The 16,914-nt window shown below is 33.3% G+C and carries 16 protein-coding genes; 8 read left to right on the top strand and 8 right to left on the bottom strand.

Translation table 11 applies throughout. The features are described from left to right. Nucleotides 1–63 precede the first annotated feature (63 nt). Both H3S88_RS04625 and H3S88_RS04620 read left to right on the top strand, forming a co-directional pair. Nucleotides 64–417, top strand: coding sequence for a DMT family protein (locus tag H3S88_RS04625; protein WP_198226955.1), 354 nt, complete (start codon nucleotides 64–66; stop codon nucleotides 415–417). A 322-nt stretch (nucleotides 418–739) separates the two neighbouring features. After that, the gene (locus tag H3S88_RS04620) at nucleotides 740–1,483 is read left to right on the top strand and encodes a phosphatase PAP2 family protein (RefSeq protein WP_086326729.1); all 744 of its coding nucleotides are present in this window, start codon (nucleotides 740–742) and stop codon (nucleotides 1,481–1,483) included. Between the two features lie 94 nt (nucleotides 1,484–1,577). On the opposite strand, the gene apbC is transcribed toward H3S88_RS04620, so the two are convergent. Then, nucleotides 1,578–2,645: an iron-sulfur cluster carrier protein ApbC gene (gene apbC / locus H3S88_RS04615; RefSeq protein WP_198226957.1), complete on the bottom strand. Its 1,068-nt coding sequence runs from the start codon at nucleotides 2,643–2,645 to the stop codon at nucleotides 1,578–1,580. A 257-nt stretch (nucleotides 2,646–2,902) separates the two neighbouring features. Here apbC and metG point away from each other — a divergent pair, with 257 nt between their 5' ends. Next, complete coding sequence (metG, locus tag H3S88_RS04610; protein WP_198226965.1) at nucleotides 2,903–4,930, top strand: methionine--tRNA ligase; 2,028 nt, start codon at nucleotides 2,903–2,905, stop codon at nucleotides 4,928–4,930. A gap of 857 nt (nucleotides 4,931–5,787) precedes the next feature. On the opposite strand, the gene H3S88_RS04605 is transcribed toward metG, so the two are convergent. After that, complete coding sequence (locus H3S88_RS04605; protein ID WP_198226967.1) at nucleotides 5,788–6,576, bottom strand: SDR family oxidoreductase; 789 nt, start codon at nucleotides 6,574–6,576, stop codon at nucleotides 5,788–5,790. A gap of 288 nt (nucleotides 6,577–6,864) precedes the next feature. Here H3S88_RS04605 and H3S88_RS04600 point away from each other — a divergent pair, with 288 nt between their 5' ends. Continuing rightward, a complete protein-coding gene (locus H3S88_RS04600) occupies nucleotides 6,865–7,752 on the top strand; it encodes a LysR family transcriptional regulator (protein ID WP_198226969.1) in 888 nt (295 codons plus the stop codon). A gap of 144 nt (nucleotides 7,753–7,896) precedes the next feature. Here the strand turns inward: H3S88_RS04600 and tolC are convergent, their stop codons facing one another. Next, nucleotides 7,897–9,252 carry an outer membrane channel protein TolC gene (tolC, locus tag H3S88_RS04595; RefSeq protein WP_198226971.1) on the bottom strand — a complete coding sequence of 452 codons (1,356 nt, stop codon included), beginning with the start codon at nucleotides 9,250–9,252 and terminating at the stop codon, nucleotides 7,897–7,899. 137 nt (nucleotides 9,253–9,389) lie between these two features. On the opposite strand from tolC, the gene nudF reads away from it, so the two are divergent. Together nudF and cpdA are read left to right on the top strand one after the other, a co-directional pair. After that, nucleotides 9,390–10,019 carry an ADP-ribose diphosphatase gene (gene nudF, locus H3S88_RS04590; protein ID WP_198226973.1) on the top strand — a complete coding sequence of 210 codons (630 nt, stop codon included), beginning with the start codon at nucleotides 9,390–9,392 and terminating at the stop codon, nucleotides 10,017–10,019. Between the two features lie 161 nt (nucleotides 10,020–10,180). Continuing rightward, nucleotides 10,181–11,011: a 3',5'-cyclic-AMP phosphodiesterase gene (gene cpdA, locus H3S88_RS04585; RefSeq protein WP_198226975.1), complete on the top strand. Its 831-nt coding sequence runs from the start codon at nucleotides 10,181–10,183 to the stop codon at nucleotides 11,009–11,011. A 29-nt stretch (nucleotides 11,012–11,040) separates the two neighbouring features. On the opposite strand, the gene cls is transcribed toward cpdA, so the two are convergent. The 5 genes from cls to fldA form a co-directional block, all read right to left on the bottom strand. Beyond that, complete coding sequence (gene cls, locus H3S88_RS04580; protein ID WP_198226977.1) at nucleotides 11,041–12,504, bottom strand: cardiolipin synthase; 1,464 nt, start codon at nucleotides 12,502–12,504, stop codon at nucleotides 11,041–11,043. 5 nt (nucleotides 12,505–12,509) lie between these two features. Then, complete coding sequence (gene yciA, locus H3S88_RS04575; protein WP_086327217.1) at nucleotides 12,510–12,968, bottom strand: acyl-CoA thioester hydrolase YciA; 459 nt, start codon at nucleotides 12,966–12,968, stop codon at nucleotides 12,510–12,512. Nucleotides 12,969–12,988: 20 nt separating this feature from the next. Next, nucleotides 12,989–13,531 (bottom strand): inner membrane-spanning protein YciB, encoded by a 543-nt coding sequence (locus tag H3S88_RS04570; protein WP_144091522.1) that lies wholly within the window; start codon nucleotides 13,529–13,531, stop codon nucleotides 12,989–12,991. Nucleotides 13,532–13,606: 75 nt separating this feature from the next. Then, a complete protein-coding gene (fur, locus tag H3S88_RS04565; RefSeq protein ID WP_025316178.1) occupies nucleotides 13,607–14,065 on the bottom strand; it encodes a ferric iron uptake transcriptional regulator in 459 nt (152 codons plus the stop codon). Between the two features lie 79 nt (nucleotides 14,066–14,144). Continuing rightward, nucleotides 14,145–14,657, bottom strand: a complete 513-nt coding sequence (fldA, locus tag H3S88_RS04560) for a flavodoxin FldA (protein ID WP_198226979.1) — start codon at nucleotides 14,655–14,657, stop codon at nucleotides 14,145–14,147. Between the two features lie 180 nt (nucleotides 14,658–14,837). Between fldA and sucC the strand changes: the two genes are divergently transcribed. Further along, nucleotides 14,838–16,010, top strand: coding sequence for an ADP-forming succinate--CoA ligase subunit beta (gene sucC / locus H3S88_RS04555; protein WP_198226981.1), 1,173 nt, complete (start codon nucleotides 14,838–14,840; stop codon nucleotides 16,008–16,010). Nucleotides 16,011–16,031: 21 nt separating this feature from the next. Next, nucleotides 16,032–16,904, top strand: coding sequence for a succinate--CoA ligase subunit alpha (sucD, locus tag H3S88_RS04550; protein WP_198226983.1), 873 nt, complete (start codon nucleotides 16,032–16,034; stop codon nucleotides 16,902–16,904). Nucleotides 16,905–16,914 lie beyond the last annotated feature (10 nt).

Raw genomic sequence — 16,914 nt, 5'->3', positions numbered from 1 at the left:
TGTCTGTTATTTATGCAAAGGTATATAATGATATTCCCTGATTTTAATACATTTATGATTATTATGAATCAACTTGTTATTACTGTCTGTTTACTCATTTTAAGTAATTTTTTTATGACGTTTGCTTGGCATGGGCATTTACGCTTTTTGCATAATCAAACTTGGATTATTGCAGTGTTTATTAGCAGGGGAATTGCACTTTTTGAATATTTATTGCAAGTTCCAGCCAATCGGATTGGTTTTCAAGTCGCAACCGCGGGTCAGTTAAAAATTATTCAAGAAGTAATTAGTTTATCTGTCTTTATTCCATTTTCAATCTTTATCTTAAAAGAGCCTTTTAAAACTGATTTTATTTGGGCTGGTTTATGTCTGCTTGATGCCGTGTTTTTTATGTTTCGTGACAAAATCTTTGTGTAATGGAAGGTTAGAATCAGTTGATGGGTAGTTTAGTTTTTCTACTCTTTAATCCAAAACGATACTTTTTATAAAATTTTTAGATTCAGTCGTATACGTTGTTTAATATTGAAATGTGACTATTGTCACATAATAAAACATCATGATTTATTAATATAAAATCCAATTTATGATTAATCAATTAATAAATAAGTCAGTATTATTCAGCAGTGATTTAACAATCTAAAGTAAATGCTTTTTATCACTTTAAAAAATGAGTAAGTAAATTTAGGTTATTAAAGTAACTGACTAAATTTCAAACATTATTTTTATTGAGGAGATAGGTATGCAAAAAGTTTTTGTAAAGAGTATTATCATTTGTTCTTTGTTATGTACGAATGTGTTTGCCATTGAAGCAAAGGATGTAACAACTGATCCGCAAGATTATTACCTTAGAGTAGATCAAGCTCCAGATAGTTTATTACTTTTGCCGCAACCACCCGCTTACAATAGTATTGAATTTCTTAGAGATAAAGCTCAATATGATTGGGGGAAATCCATGCGTAATACGGAACGAGGACATCAGGCATATTTAGATGCGGATGCGACAAAAGATAATGTTACTAAACAATTTTCCCCCTCTTTTGGTTATGAGATTTCGAGCACTAAAACACCAGAGATTTACAAGCTTATTACTACAATGAAAGAAGATGCGGGTGATCTTGCAACACGATCTGCAAAAGTTCATTATAATCGGGTTCGACCATTTTCATTTTTCAAAGAACCAACTTGTCGACCTGAAGATGAGAAAACATTATCAACCAATGGTTCTTATCCATCAGGGCATACTACTTTAGGATTTGCTATTTCGTTAGTGCTTGCCGAAATAAACCCACAACGCCAAAACGAGATTTTAAAACGTGGCTATGAAATTGGGGAAAGTCGAGTAATTTGTGGTTATCATTGGCAAAGTGATGTTGATGCAGCCAAAGTGATGGCTGCCGCCGTGGTCGCACAGTTACATACCAATGAAGAGTTTAATAAACAGTTAGTTAAAGCTAAAGCGGAATTTAGTCAATTGAAAAAGTAAATATCAAATCTGTAAGGCTTTATTCGATTACTATTTTTTAAAATCTATCTTGATATTGGCTTTTAGTCGTTAAAAGCCAATATATTTTTGCGTACTAAAGTGCTTTAAAGGATATATCCGGTAAGATCGCTTGACCTTGCCAATAAAGCTCGCTGGCAATGCGGCCTGCAATTTGACAATAAATTTGGGTAAATTCACTTTCTGGATGGTTAATAACCGTTGGTTTGCCTGTATCCAGATCTTGGCGCAAAATTTTATGTAAGGGGATCTGTCCTAGTAACGATGTTTGATATTGTTCAGATAGACGCTTTGCACCGCCTTCGCCAAAAATTGCTTCGTGATGACCACAGTTTTCACAAATATGGTAACTCATATTTTCAATAATACCCAAAGTAGGAATATTAACTTTAGTAAACATGGTAATCCCTTTTTTAGCATCAATGAGTGCAATATCTTGTGGAGTTGTAACAATGATCGCGGCTGTAACGGGAATACTTTGCGCAAGCGTTAACTGAATATCGCCCGTTCCTGGCGGCATATCAATAACTAGATAATCAAGTTCAGGCCAAAATGTGTCTTGTAAGATTTGCAATAAAGCTTTACTGGCCATTGGACCACGCCATACCATTGCACCATCAGAATCCACTAAATAGCCAATTGAATTACTGGCGAGTCCATAAGCCATTATGGGGGTCATGTGTTTATTATCTGGTGTTAAGGGTTGTTGTTTTTCTGTACCTAACATGGTGGGAATGGATGGGCCATAAATATCTGCATCTAAAATACCTACACTGGCGCCTTGTTTTTGTAGTGCAAGTGCTATATTAACGGCAGTTGACGATTTACCAACACCACCTTTACCAGAGCTAATGGCAATAATATTTTTTATATTATTTATTGCATGTTGGTTGTTGGCACGCTTAAGTGTAGCGATATTGTATTCAATATGCCATTTTACTTCTTTAACATCGGTAAGTTTGAGTAACTGTGGCGTGAGCGCTGATTTAAGTTCTTCAAAAGCAATTTGCCATGCAAATGGCATAATTAACTTTATGGTTAGAATTTGATCGACTATTTCACAAGTTTTAACTGCACCAAGTTCAATCAAATTTTTTTGTAAGGTAGGATGAGTAAAATTTTCCAGAATTTTTTTCGCTTCCATGATATTAGCCTTATTTTTTGTGCATTTACTTTATACTCATATTGCTTTGACTTTAGACTATTTCAAGTATTGCCTTTATTTATAAAGTGTAAAATATAGTGTTGCAGATTTCTTAAATCTAACATTTTGGGCTTTGACACTTTACAATACTGTTGAGTATATAAAGAAATTTTATCAAATTATGGCATAAATCTAGCGATAATCACACGTTTGATGTACTATTTCTGTCATTATGTAATAGAAGGTAATTAATTAACATGACAACGCAACGCAAAATATTGGTGACTTGTGCACTTCCATATGCAAACGGTTCAATTCATTTAGGTCATATGCTTGAACATATTCAAGCGGATGTCTGGGTACGTTTTCAACGTATGCGCGGTAACGAAATCTATTTTATTTGTGCCGATGATGCGCACGGTACGCCAATTATGCTTAAAGCTCAGCAATTAGGTATTACACCAGAGCAGATGATTGAAGAAGTTAAAATTGAACATCAACGCGATTTTGCTGGTTTTAACATTAGTTATGATAATTACCATTCAACTCATAGCCCTGAAAATCGTCAAATATCAGAACAAATCTATAAGCGTTTAAAAGCTAACGGTTATATTAAAACTAAAGTTATTTCGCAATTATTCGATCCAGAAAAACAGATGTTTTTACCCGATCGTTTTGTTAAAGGCACATGTCCTCGTTGTAAAGCACCCGATCAATATGGTGACAACTGTGAAGTATGTAGTGCTACTTATAATCCGACTGATTTGATTGATCCTAAATCAGTTGTTTCGGGCGCAACGCCAATTTTGAAAGAATCGGAACATTTCTTTTTTGATCTGCCTGCTTTTTCAAACATGTTACAAGCTTGGATCCGTTCTGGTACATTGCAAGAACAAGTCGCAAATAAAATGCAAGAGTGGTTTGAAGCAGGTTTGCAACCATGGGATATCAGCCGTGATGCTCCTTATTTTGGTTTTGAAATTCCTGATGCACCGGGCAAATATTTTTATGTTTGGTTAGATGCGCCAATCGGTTATATGGGCTCTTTCCTTAATTATTGTAATAAAAATAACAAAGCAATCTTTGATGAGTTCTGGAGTAAAGATTCAAGTACTGAACTATATCACTTTATTGGTAAAGATATTGTCTATTTCCACAGCCTATTTTGGCCAGCGATGCTTGATGGTAGTGAACATCGAAAACCGTCCAATATTTTTGTACATGGCTATGTTACGGTTGATGGTGCGAAGATGTCTAAATCACGCGGTACTTTTATTCAAGCGAGCACTTACTTAAGACATTTAGATCCAGATTGTTTGCGCTACTATTATGCGGCAAAATTATCACCACATATTGATGATATTGATTTAAATTTAGAAGATTTTGTACAACGTGTTAATAGTGATTTAGTAAATAAAGTTGTGAACATCGCATCGCGTTCGGCTGGATTTATTAGCAAACGTTTTGATGGCAAATTATCTGATAAAGTTGCAGAGCCAGAGCTTTATGCGCAATTTGTTGAAAAGGCCAAAGTGATTGCCGATTACTATGAACAACGTGAATCAAGTAAGGCTATTCGCGAAATTATGGCATTAGCAGATGAAGCAAATCGCTATATTGACGAAAAAGCACCGTGGGTTGTGGCTAAACAAGAAGGACAAGATCAAGCTTTACAAGATATTTGTTCAATGGGTATTTTCCTATTCCGTATTCTAATGACTTACTTAAAACCTGTTGTGCCATCATTAGCACAGCGTACCGAAGAGTTTTTAAATAGCCATTTAGAATGGCGAGGTATTGATAACGCCTTAACTGGACATACAATTAATCGCTTTAAAGCCTTATTTAACCGAATTGATATGGATAAAATTACTGCAATGATTGAAGAAACTAAAGAATTAACGACATCGACAGCACCTGCTAAAGAAAAAGTAGCTGAGCCAATTGCTGATACCATTAATTTTGATGATTTTGCTAAAGTTGATATGCGCGTTGCATTAATCAAGAATGCTACTTTTGTAGAAGGTTCTGATAAATTATTGCAATTGACTCTCGATATTGGTGATGAAACGCGTAATGTGTTTTCGGGCATAAAACAATTTTATCCTGATCCTCAAGTTTTAATTGGTCGTTTAACGATTATGATTGCAAACTTAGCTCCTCGTAAAATGCGTTTTGGCGTTTCAGAAGGTATGGTTCTTTGTGCAAGTGGTAAAGACGATGGTGAGGGTGTTTACCTTTTATCACCGGATAGCGGAGCAAAACCAGGTATGCGAATTTCATAATTCATATCTACATTTTTAAAATAACATCTTAACAAGTTCATACACTTGTTAAGATGTTTGAGGTTACACACACGTTTTAGTATAAAAATTTATTCATTAAGGTAATATTTATTTAAGTCTCTTTTTCGATTATAAATGTTTATTTAACTAACTATCATGTAACCATTTCTGTTTTTGTCGACTTTATCAAATAAAATCTCACTCGGCATCTTTTTCAAATACCATTACTGTTTCATCGGATGTAATAATCTTTCACAAATAAAGTTTGTGTTTAAATTACAATACTTTATTTTCATACCTGTTAACGTAATCCAATATTATTTGACGTTGCATGTTTCACAAATAGCAGTAAATTTGTAAAAATTTTCTAGATATTAACAAATATTAAAAAAACATTCTTATTCAATAATTAATGGATGGCAATTCTTTATTAGAAAGAGCAGTTAAAAAAGTGGAAGACAGAATAGCTATAATAGAATTGTTGAAAAGTCTAATCTAAATGTACGTTCATATATCGGCAATTAGGTTACCTTAAATCTTAATTTATGCACATGTCAGAGCGTTTTTTTGTAAAAAAGTTTCAGATTAATTATATGTTTCAGTATAAAATTTATTGGATTTAAGCTGTTATTATCGGTCTTAGCTAATAATTGAAATCCTTAATAATAAATCCTATTGCCGTTATTTTAATTTTAGTATTATGTTATAAATGAAAGGTAAAGTAAGGGGGATAGCAATGTTGTTATCCCCTAAGTGTCGACAGTTAATGATATTAGATAAACATATTATCTATCTTTAGATTTATAAACTTTAAATCCTTTCTTTTTATTAATGAGTAAAATAAATTAATTTTTCTCTTAAATTTTTTGATTTTGTGAAGGATTTCCAGAATAAGGAAGTATGCTATCTTTTAACGAAAATGAGAAATCTGTCGTGTTGATCTCTCCTATGATTTTATCACTATCATATAATGCTAACAAAAATTGCGCCATGTCATCGGCGGAATGATATTTTGCAAAACTTTTATCATAATCATATTTATCAACATTATTGGCTTTTTGTCCAAATTCTGTTTGCGTTGCCGCGGGTGCTAGAACTTTCGCACGTAACTGTGCCTTAGCTTGTATCAATTCTTGCGCTAATCCTTCAGTAAAAGCATTCACATAAAACTTGGTTGCACAATAGGTGACCGCATTTGGAACAATAGTATATCCTCCTCTTGATGAAATATTGATAAGTTGCGTACCTGATTGATTATGATATTTACGCACATAGAGCGTTGATAGGATAGTTAATGCCTCAATATTTAAATGCAACATCGACTCTATTTTGTTTAAATCTTGCTCGCCAACACTGCCATAGTGGCCAAAACCGGCATTATTAATCCATGTCTCAATAAAATATGGTTCTAAATCTGTAAAAAGTGAATGAACATTGCTCGAAACAGACAAGTCACATTTCTTTATAATGACATCTAATTTAGGATTAATATCCGCAATTTTTTGTTTGAGTAAAGTTAACTGCTCTTGCCTCCTAGCAATAACAATTAGTGGTTTATTTCGTTTTGCAAATTCGATCGCAGTTGCATAACCTATTCCTGAGCTAGCTCCAGTAATAACAGTATATCTTAAATCTGTGTTGACCATTTTTTCTTATCCACCTTTGAAATTGTTATTTAAATTTTGATTAATGATTATTTTATAAATATCATCTTTATAATGTTCTTTTATCTCGTGAATTACATAACATGACTTGATAGTGAGCTTGAATAAATAATTTAGCTCAAGCTTGACTTACAAACTCAGCTTCAATTATTTCAATTTTTTTAACTTATTAATTCCTTAGTGATGAATGAATTTGTTATATTATTCTCTTAAAATAAAAGATAATAAATGATATTAAAATTGTTTTATTAACAACTGAGGGTTGGTAATATGGATCTTTTAAGAAGTATGGAAGCTTTTGTATTGACCGTAAAAACGGGTTCATTTGCAGCTTCAGCGATTTCATTAAATACATCACCACAAATGGTCGCCAAATATGTGGTATTTTTAGAAGATTATTTAGGCTTAAAGTTACTGAATCGTACGACGCGATCGCAAAAGTTAACAGAGTTTGGTAAACAGTATTATGAAAAGTGTTTATTTATCCTTGATGAAGTGAAAAGTTCAAAAACATTAGCGCAACAATTTATTGAAGAGCCTAAAGGTCGACTTCGAATTAGTGCGCCAGTGAGTTATGGACATTTTAATTTAATTTCTGTGCTTAGTCGGTTCATGAAAAGCTACCCTAAAGTAAATGTTGATCTTCAATTAAGTGATCGCTATGTCGATTTAGTTAAAGATGATTTTGATATTGTTTTTCGAATTGGCGAATTATCTAATTCAAGTTATATTGCTCGTAAACTCAATTCTTACAAACTTATTTTTGCAGCTTCACCAACTTATCTTGCCAAAAAAGGTATACCAGCGACACCTAATGATATAAAAAAACATCAGTGTTTAATTTATCAATATGTCAATCCAACTAAAAAAAATTATCTTTGGCCTTTTACTATTAATGGAAAAGTAATCAATATTCCCATATCAGGATCTTTAGAAAGCAATGATACTTTAGCTTTAGCAAATGCCGCTGTCGAAGGTTTGGGTATAACTATGTTACCTCACTCAATGCTGAGTGAGCTTATTCGTCAGAATAAATTATTACCAATATTACAAGATTTTTTACCACCAGCAAGGGAGGTTCATCTGCTTTATAAGTCCGATAAACAGCAGCTTCCTAAACTTAAGATTTTTATTGAATTTATCACAAATTCACTATGATAACTAGAAGTTTTTTTGAAGTTTAAGTTAGTTTAAAGAATTTAAATTTACTTTATTTAAATTCTCAATAAAGTCGATAATAACATAAAAGGCGATAAAAAACGCCTTTTATGTAAATGGTTGCAAAATAATCAGCAATGATTATTATTTTATGGTAGCTAAAGTGCTTAATTCTTTACCTAACATATTGTTTAAATATACCAAGTCATCAGCGGTTAAAGTACCAATGGCATATTTCAACTGTAGTAAACTTGTTAAATAATTATATTTTGCATCGGATAAATTTCGTTTAGAACTATAAAGCTGAGTTGTTGCATTTAACACATCAACAATGGTACGAGTACCAACTTGATATCCAGATGATGTTGCTTCTAATGAACTTTCGGCAGACACAACAGCTTGTTGATAAGCTCTGATTGAACTGATTGAGCTTGCAATATTGTTGTAAGATGAGCGAACCTGATTAATCACACTACGATTAGTGCTTTCCAATTTCTCGCTGTAACTGACAAAATTATGCTGGGCTTGTTCAACTTGTGACATAGTTGCGCCACCAGAAAAAATCGGCATGTTGACACTTACACCAACATAATTATTACCAGAATAGCTTTTACTATGATGAGATCCGATTGCACCGTTTGAGGAGTAACTTCCATACCTCTCATTTTTATTTAAGTTTGTTGATGCATCTATACTTGCAGTAGGCATATAACCCGATTGTGCAAGTTTAATTTGTTCTCGGGCAATATCTTGATTTAATTTCATTGTTAATAAATTGAGATTAGATGTCTCGGATTGTTTTAACAATGCATTAATTTGAGTTGGCTCTTCTGTTTTAAATGTTTTGGTATCAATAGTCGCTAAACTAGAATAAAAACGACCACTCACTTGACGCAAGTTTTCAATTGAATTATTCAATTCATTTAACGCGTTAACTTGTTGAGCCACTGTTAAATCATAATTAGCTTGAGCATTTTGTACGTCGGTAATAGCCACTAAACCAACTTGATGTTGTTGACGCGTTTGTTCTAATTGGCGACCAATTGCTTCTTTCTGAGCATCAATAAAGCTTAAGGCATCAAGTGCTTTTAATACATTAAAATAAGCAACTGAAGTATTTAAAATTAATGTTTGACCTTGATATTGATAAGCGATATCAGCAATACTTGCTTGTTTTTTCGTAATATCTAAAGCTTTCCAACTTGAGAAATTAAAAATACTTTGTGATACCGTTACTTGATATAAATTACCACTTTTATTTTTTTGTCCACTGATGTCGCGGCGACCATGTGTTACACCATAAGATGCATTTAGACCAACTTGTGGTAATAAACTTGCTCGTGAACCTGAAATTGCTGAGTAAGCTTTCTCTCTTTCTGCTAAAGAACTGCGTAAATCTGGGTTTGTCTCTCTAGCTTGTTCATAAACTTGAATCAAATTTTCAGCAAAAACTGCTTGGCTTAATGTTAAGCCGATTAAAAAGGTTAGCGTTTTTTTCATCAATCATCTCTTTAAAAACATTAAAATATAATTGTATTTTCATTTGTGCGATTTTAACAGATAATTAGCATATAGTAAGCATAGTTTATTTGCCATTCGCACTTTTTATTAAAATTCAGCCCAAAACGAGACACAATATGAAAATAAAAAATAATCCAATAAATTTTAACCAAAATGATGTATTTAATCTAACTAAACGGGTACTTTATAAAGGTTTCTTTTCTTTACTAGAATATCGTTTTCAATATCGTAAATTTGATGGTTCAATGAGCGATGTCGTTACCCGAGAGGTGTTAGAGCGCGGCCATGCTGTGGTCTTGTTAGCATATGATGTTAAACGTGATGAAGTTGTTTTAATTGAACAAATCCGTATCGCTGCAATTGAAACTCAAGAAACCCCATGGATGTTAGAGTTGATAGCGGGAATGATGGATCATGAAAATGAATCATTTGAAGAAGTGGCTAGGCGTGAGGCAATTGAAGAAGCAGGTGTTACCATTGGTCGATGCAAACCTATTATTAGTTATTTAGCTTCTCCGGGAGGATTAACTGAAAAATTACATATTTTGGTTGGTGAAGTTGATGCATCAACTGCAACAGGGGTTCATGGACTTGCGGAAGAAAATGAAGATATCAAAGTTCATGTTGTCAGTCGAGAGCAAGCTTATAAATGGGTTGAAAATGGAGTAATTAATAATGCAGCATCAATTATTGCTTTGCAATGGTTGCAACTCAATTATTTAAATCTAAAAAATGAATGGAAGTAATTACTAATTATATTTAATTATTTCTTTCATTAAAATGTGATCTATTTTACACTTTAATATAACGCTAGGATTTATAATAAAATTATATAGTTTACTGCAATGTTTTGTTTTGCTATAAACATTATTAACAATATTATATTGATGAATAACTGAGGTGAATTTTGGAGTCACTTTTACAGCTTCCAACAAAAAATAAAAATTACGGTAAAATATTACAGATTACGGATACCCATCTTTTTGCTGATGGAAGCTGTGCTTTGCTTGGAGTGAATTCAAACGCAAGTTTTTTGGCTGTAATCGATGAGATTAAAAAATGCAGTAGAACATATGATTTAATTGTAGCAACAGGCGATTTTGTTCAAGATGGTACAAAAGAAGCTTATAAATTTTTTGCAGAGCAAATAACCACATTAAATACTCCTTGTGTTTGGTTGCCTGGAAATCATGATAACTATGAATACATGCAATCCGTTTTTGCTAATTATCGACTTTTAGATAATAAAGTTGCTTTGTTAAGTGATAAATGGGTAATTATTCTTTTAAATAGTCAGGTTGAAGGTCAAGCCTACGGCTTATTAGCGGATTCAGAATTACTTTTTTTACAAAAAAATTTAGATAGATATTCTGACAGAAATGCACTAGTCTTTTTACATCATCATCCTATCAATTCAGAGTGTCACTGGCTGGATCAGCATATCTTGAAAAATAGTGTTGAGTTGGAAAAAACTATACAAGCTTATCCTCAAATAAAAGGATTAGGGTGGGGGCATATCCATCAAAGCCAAGATCATCAATGGTATACATGTAAAGCATTTTCTACGCCTTCAACTTGTGTACAATTTAAACCTAATAGTTATAATTTTGGGTTAGCTGATAAAGATGCGCCCGGTTGGCGTGAAATAACATTAACCAATGATGGTATGCTTGAAACAGAAGTATTTCGAATTAATGATAACCGTTTTGTTCCCGATTTATCCCAAAATGGCTATTAGTTATAATAAGTAATAATTTTATCTAATTATTACAGTAATGGGGCAAAAAAGTAAAATAATCGTTCAACAATACGTTGCCAAATAGGTCGCTGTTTCCATATTTCGATATTAACTTTTTCAGACTGTGCTAAATACCCTTGTAGAAGAGAAAAAAGTGATTGGGCAAATTCAGCATCATCAATGACAGTTGTAATTTCAAAATTTAACCATAAGCTTCTCATATCTAAATTGACTGTACCGACTAAACTAAGCTGATTATCAATTAAAACACTTTTAGTATGTAATAAATTATCATTGTATTGATAAAGTTTGACCCCTCCCTCAAGCAATTCTGAAAAAAATGCTCGACTAGCCCATTTAACCATTAAGGAATCGTTCTTTTTGGGAACGATAATAATAACTTCTACTCCACGCTGAGCTGCAGTACATACCGCATGTAAGATGTCGTCACTTGGAACTAAATAGGGCGTAGTAAAAATAATTTGTTTTTGAGCTGCATAAATTGCTGTCAATAATACCTGATGGATCATGTTTTCTGTATAACCAGGACCTGAAGCAATAAGTTGCATAATATGTTTTTTTTCTTCTGGGGGTTCGGCAAAGTCCGTAATTTGGGGTAAAGCAAGATCGGTACCTGTTTCTAATTCCCAATCACTAGCATAAATTGCACCCATTAACGTAGTAACAGGACCACGCATCCTGACCATAATATCGACCCATTCGCCCACATGCTTATTCTGTTTAAAAAAGCGAGGATCGACAATATTCATGCTACCCGTATATGAGATATAGTTATCTATGATTGCAACTTTACGATGTTGTCTTAAATCTAATCGCCTAAACATAAATCGAAGTAAATTAACTTTTAGGGCTTCAATAATAATGATTCCCGCTTCGCGCATTCTTTTACTTGCATCTGTTCTAAGAAAACGGCGACTACCAGCAGAATCTACCATTAAATGACAAGTCACACCACGCTTAGTTGCTTCAATCAATGCTTTTTCAACATCATCGGCTCGTCCACCTTCATTCCAAATATAAAATACCATCTCGATGTTAGAAGTTGCTTGATTGATATCTTCAATTAGGTGATCAAAAATTGCGTCAGTATCACTCAGCAGTTCAATATGGTTACCGTTTATACCATCAAGCCCTGTTTGATGTTTGCAAAGTTGAAAAATAGGTTTACTAACTTGACTGACTTGGGTTGTGAAAATATCTGGAAAAATGCTAATTCTATTTATAAAGTTAGCAATGATTGGACGCATTTTCTGTGCGCGTTTAACACGCTGTTGTCCTAGATGAGCCTCTCCTAACGAGAAATAAAGAATGATTCCAACTATTGGTAAAATATAAATCACTAGCATCCATGCAATTACATAGGTAGTTGGTCTTCGTTTAAACACAATTCGTAACGTCGTAGCAACGATCATCAACCAATAAACCAAAAAGATCAATGAACTGACTAAGGCGTGGAATGAAGTATATTGCATATAAGTTAGCTATTACTTAAGTTGAGTTTACTAATCCCATCTTTAGTACAATCATAATCCTGAAATACTTCAGGTAATGGTTTGGGATTATTGTGTTTATCCACTGAAACATAAGTAAATACTGCATCAGTGATACAAAAACGTTTTAGTGAATCTGTTGTATCAATTACTTTTTTAACCCAAACTTCAATACCAATAGTAATAGATGTTTTCCCTGTTTTGATACAATGAGCATAACAACAAACTACATCTCCCACCATTGCAGGCTTATGAAAAGTAATGCTACTCGCGTTTACTGTTACAACTCGATTTCTAGCGATCTCTTTTGATAAAATACCGCCAGCGAGATCCATTTGCGACATTATCCAACCGCCAAAAATATGACCATGAGGATTTGTATCAGCAGGCATTGCCAGTGTTCTTAGTACTAGTTGGCCTTTAGGGGATGTATCGGATTGTTTCATATTAAAATACTCCATCTATGCTATTTACTGTCTATATCTTTATCCATATTTTTATATATATAGATTCCTGATATTAAGGATAATAATAACGATGCACCAGGTAAAATAAATACTTTAAAAATCCAGAAAAAGTCATCTGTTGTATAATAGGTCGCACCTAAACTAATCACGCCACATGTCATGAAGAAAGCTATCCATAATATATTTAATCTATTCCAAATGACTGAATCTAGCTGAATTTCTTTGCCTAGAAGCTTTTGAAGCATATTTTTTTTGAAACCATACTGACTAATGAGTAAACCTGAGGCAAACAAAAAGTTAATAATTGTCACTTTCCATTTTATAACATTAGGTTCTCGGGTATAAAGAGTAAATCCACCAAAAACCATCACCATTAAATAAGATATCAATTCTACTTTGTCTATTTTTCGGTAAATGATAAGCACAATTAGAAAACAGACCGTTGCTGCTATCATCAAGGCTTGTACACCAACAAAGACATCATACATTGTCAAAAATATAAAAAAGATTACAAGGGGTATAAAATTCAAAAGCTGTTTCATGTAAATATTAACCTGATAGAAAAGATAACTTGTCTTAGTGATAATTGTAAGTGAAAAAGCCTATCAGAAATAGGCTTATTTTTTTGTATGAAGTTCAGGATGGGCTTTACAATTACCTGATTGGCAATGTCCATAAAGATATAAGCTATGAAAAGTTAATTTAACTCCATATTGCTCAGCAATTTCTTTTTGTCTTGCATTGATAATTTCATCTCGAAATTCAAATACTTCACCACAATCTAAACAAATTAAATGATCATGGTGCTTTTGCGTTGCAAGCTCAAATACTGCTCTGCCACCTTCAAAATTATGACGTGTTACGATTCCAGCATCATCAAATTGGTTTAAAACACGGTAGACGGTGGCGAGACCGATTTCTTCGCCCATATCAAGCAATTTTTTATAAAGATCCTCGACGGTGATATGTTGACATGAAGGATCTCTCAATAATTCTAAAATCTTTAATCGTGGTAACGTAACCTTTAAACCAGCACTTTTAAGCGCTGCATTATTATCATTATCATGATTTTTCATATTACATCCCAATTAAGTTATTAATAATTACATATTATAGAAACTATGTACGATAAATAAAATAAATCATTTCAATTGATTAAATGTTCATTTCGGTTTTGACTTGATTGACCCAATTACTGATTCGTTCTTCTGATAATTCTGGTTGGCGATCTTCATCAATGGCTAATCCTACAAAGTGAGTATCGTCAACTAAACTTTTTGATGCTTCAAAGCTGTATCCTTCAGTTGACCAATGTCCAACTATTTTTGCGCCCTTAGGCTCGATAACATCGCGTAATGTACCCATGGCATCACAAAAATATTCTGCATAATCTTCTTGATCTCCACAACCAAAAATAGCAACCGTTTTACCATTGAAATCAATTTGCTCTAAGTTAGGAAAAAAATCATCCCAATCAGCTTGTGATTCACCATAGTACCAAGTTGGAATACCTAAAAAAAGGTAATTATATTGTTCTAGTGTTTCTTTGGTTGTTTTTGCAATATCAAAAATATCTGCTTTGTCACTGCCTAAAATTTGTTGGATTTGCTTTGCTACATTTTCTGTATTACCTGTATCACTACCAAAAAAAATACCAACGTTCGCCATATTTATACCTTTACTGTTATTACTTCATCAAAAATATGTTTTGAGTATATCATTGTCAATTAATATCAGCAATCATTCTCAATTACTATCAACATAAGATATTATTTACTACACAATTTATTCATCTTGGATTAGAATTATTATCAGTGTTTATATTAATTTAAATCATGGAATTTGGTTATGAACCTGCACGAGTATCAATCAAAATATATTTTTAAAGAATACAATTTACCCGTACCTGAAGGCTATGTTTGTAATTCAGTTGATGAGGTAAAAGATATTTTATCAAAATTACAATCCCAATCGGATATTAGTTCTTGGGTTGCTAAATGCCAGGTTCATGCCGGAGGAAGAGGTAAAGCTGGGGGCGTAATTTGTACTAAAAACTTTAACGAGATAAAAGGTTTTGCTGAAAAGTGGTTAGGTAAATATTTAGTCACTTATCAAACAACAGCCAAAGGCCAACCAGTAAATCAGATTTTAATCGAAAAAGCTTCAAATATTTCTAAAGAACTTTATTTAGGTGCAGTTATTGATCGAAGTTCTAAACGTGTTGTTATTATGGCATCGACTGAGGGAGGCGTTGATATTGAAAGTGTTGCTGAAAAATCTCCACACTTAATTCACAAAATGCCGCTCGATCCGTTAACTGGACCATCTGCTTTCCAAGGTCGTGAACTTGCTTTTAAATTGGGATTAACAGGTAAGCTTGTTAACCAATTTTCTAAATTATTTGTTAATTTTGCTAATCTATTTTTAGATAACGATGTTGCATTAGCTGAAGTTAACCCTTTAGTTATTACTAATGAACAAGAACTTGTTTGTTTAGATGCTAAAATCGTTCTTGATGATAATGCTCTTTTTCGTCATCCAAAATTAAATTATTTAAAAGATACAACGCAAGAAGATGAACTTGAATCCATTGCTGCCAAACAAGGTATTAGTTATGTTTCTTTAGATGGAAATATTGGATGCATGGTTAACGGTGCTGGATTAGCAATGGCTACAATGGATATCATCAAATTATATGGCGGTGAACCTGCTAACTTTTTAGATGTTGGCGGTAGTACAACTCAAGAACGTGTAGCAGAAGCATTTAAATTGATTTTATCAGAAAAAAACGTCAAAGCGATTTTAGTCAATATTTTTGGTGGTATTGTTCGTTGTGATTTAATTGCTGAAGGTATTATTAGTGCAATTGAAGAAATAGGTCTTAAGGTTCCGGTTGTCGTACGACTTCAAGGTAATAATGCCGAAATTGCCCGAGGTATTTTAGCTGATAGTAATCTAAATATTATTACTGCCAAAAGTTTAACAGATGCTGCACAGAAAATCGTTGGCGTTGCAAAATAGTGAGAGTGGAGAATATTTATTATGTCAATTTTAGTCAATAAAGAAACCAAAGTCATCTGTCAAGGATTTACTGGTAGTCAAGGTACATTCCATTCTCAACAAGCGATAGCATATGGTACTAAAATGGTTGGAGGCGTCACACCGGGTAAAGGTGGAACAACACATTTAGGTTTGCCAGTCTTTAATACCGTTAAAGAGGCTGTTGCGGCAACGGGTGCTACAGCCACCGTCATTTATGTGCCAGCTGCATTTGGAAAAGATTCCATCTTAGAAGCAATTGATGCTGGAATAAAATTAATTGTTTGTATAACTGAAGGCATCCCAACTTTAGATATGTTAATCGTCAAAGAAAAATTGAAACAAAACGACGTAGTAATGATTGGACCAAATTGCCCTGGAATCATTGTACCGAATGAATGTAAAATTGGTATTATGCCAGGGCATATTCATTTAGCGGGTAAAGTTGGGATTGTTTCTCGCTCTGGAACGTTAACTTATGAAGCAGTTAAACAGACAACGGATATCGGTATTGGCCAATCTGTTTGTGTCGGTATTGGCGGTGACCCAATTCCTGGAAGTGATTTTGTTTCAATTTTGAAATTACTTGAACAAGATCCAAAGACTGAGGCTATTGTTATGATAGGTGAAATTGGAGGAAGTGCAGAAGAAGAGGCCGCAGAATATATTAAAAAACATGTAACTAAACCTGTTATAGCCTATATTGCAGGAACATCTGCTCCAGCAGGTAAACGCATGGGACATGCTGGTGCGATTATTTCTGGTAACAAAGGTACAGCGAAAGAAAAAACCAAAGCACTATTAGCAGCAGGTATAACTATTGTTACTAACCTTGCTGATATCGGAAGTGCTGTAAAAAAACAGTTTGAAATATAATTTTTGATCC

Source organism: Gilliamella sp. B14448G11 (genome assembly GCF_016101765.1).
Taxonomy (GTDB): Bacteria; Pseudomonadota; Gammaproteobacteria; order Enterobacterales; family Orbaceae; genus Gilliamella; species Gilliamella apicola_N.
This window is presented reverse-complemented; position numbering and strand designations above follow the sequence as displayed.

What these genes read in the sequence shown, in the direction of transcription:
- H3S88_RS04570 (WP_144091522.1), bottom strand. Translation starts at nt 13,531, where the DNA reads ATGAAACAGCTTTTGAATTTTATACCCCTTGTAATCTTTTTTATATTT.
- fur (WP_025316178.1), bottom strand. Translation starts at nt 14,065, where the DNA reads ATGAAAAATCATGATAATGATAATAATGCAGCGCTTAAAAGTGCTGGT.
- nudF (WP_198226973.1), top strand. Translation starts at nt 9,390, where the DNA reads ATGAAAATAAAAAATAATCCAATAAATTTTAACCAAAATGATGTATTT.
- sucC (WP_198226981.1), top strand. Translation starts at nt 14,838, where the DNA reads ATGAACCTGCACGAGTATCAATCAAAATATATTTTTAAAGAATACAAT.
- cls (WP_198226977.1), bottom strand. Translation starts at nt 12,504, where the DNA reads ATGCAATATACTTCATTCCACGCCTTAGTCAGTTCATTGATCTTTTTG.
- H3S88_RS04620 (WP_086326729.1), top strand. Translation starts at nt 740, where the DNA reads ATGCAAAAAGTTTTTGTAAAGAGTATTATCATTTGTTCTTTGTTATGT.
- tolC (WP_198226971.1), bottom strand. Translation starts at nt 9,252, where the DNA reads ATGAAAAAAACGCTAACCTTTTTAATCGGCTTAACATTAAGCCAAGCA.
- H3S88_RS04605 (WP_198226967.1), bottom strand. Translation starts at nt 6,576, where the DNA reads ATGGTCAACACAGATTTAAGATATACTGTTATTACTGGAGCTAGCTCA.
- H3S88_RS04625 (WP_198226955.1), top strand. Translation starts at nt 64, where the DNA reads ATGAATCAACTTGTTATTACTGTCTGTTTACTCATTTTAAGTAATTTT.
- sucD (WP_198226983.1), top strand. Translation starts at nt 16,032, where the DNA reads ATGTCAATTTTAGTCAATAAAGAAACCAAAGTCATCTGTCAAGGATTT.
- metG (WP_198226965.1), top strand. Translation starts at nt 2,903, where the DNA reads ATGACAACGCAACGCAAAATATTGGTGACTTGTGCACTTCCATATGCA.
- H3S88_RS04600 (WP_198226969.1), top strand. Translation starts at nt 6,865, where the DNA reads ATGGATCTTTTAAGAAGTATGGAAGCTTTTGTATTGACCGTAAAAACG.
- yciA (WP_086327217.1), bottom strand. Translation starts at nt 12,968, where the DNA reads ATGAAACAATCCGATACATCCCCTAAAGGCCAACTAGTACTAAGAACA.
- apbC (WP_198226957.1), bottom strand. Translation starts at nt 2,645, where the DNA reads ATGGAAGCGAAAAAAATTCTGGAAAATTTTACTCATCCTACCTTACAA.
- fldA (WP_198226979.1), bottom strand. Translation starts at nt 14,657, where the DNA reads ATGGCGAACGTTGGTATTTTTTTTGGTAGTGATACAGGTAATACAGAA.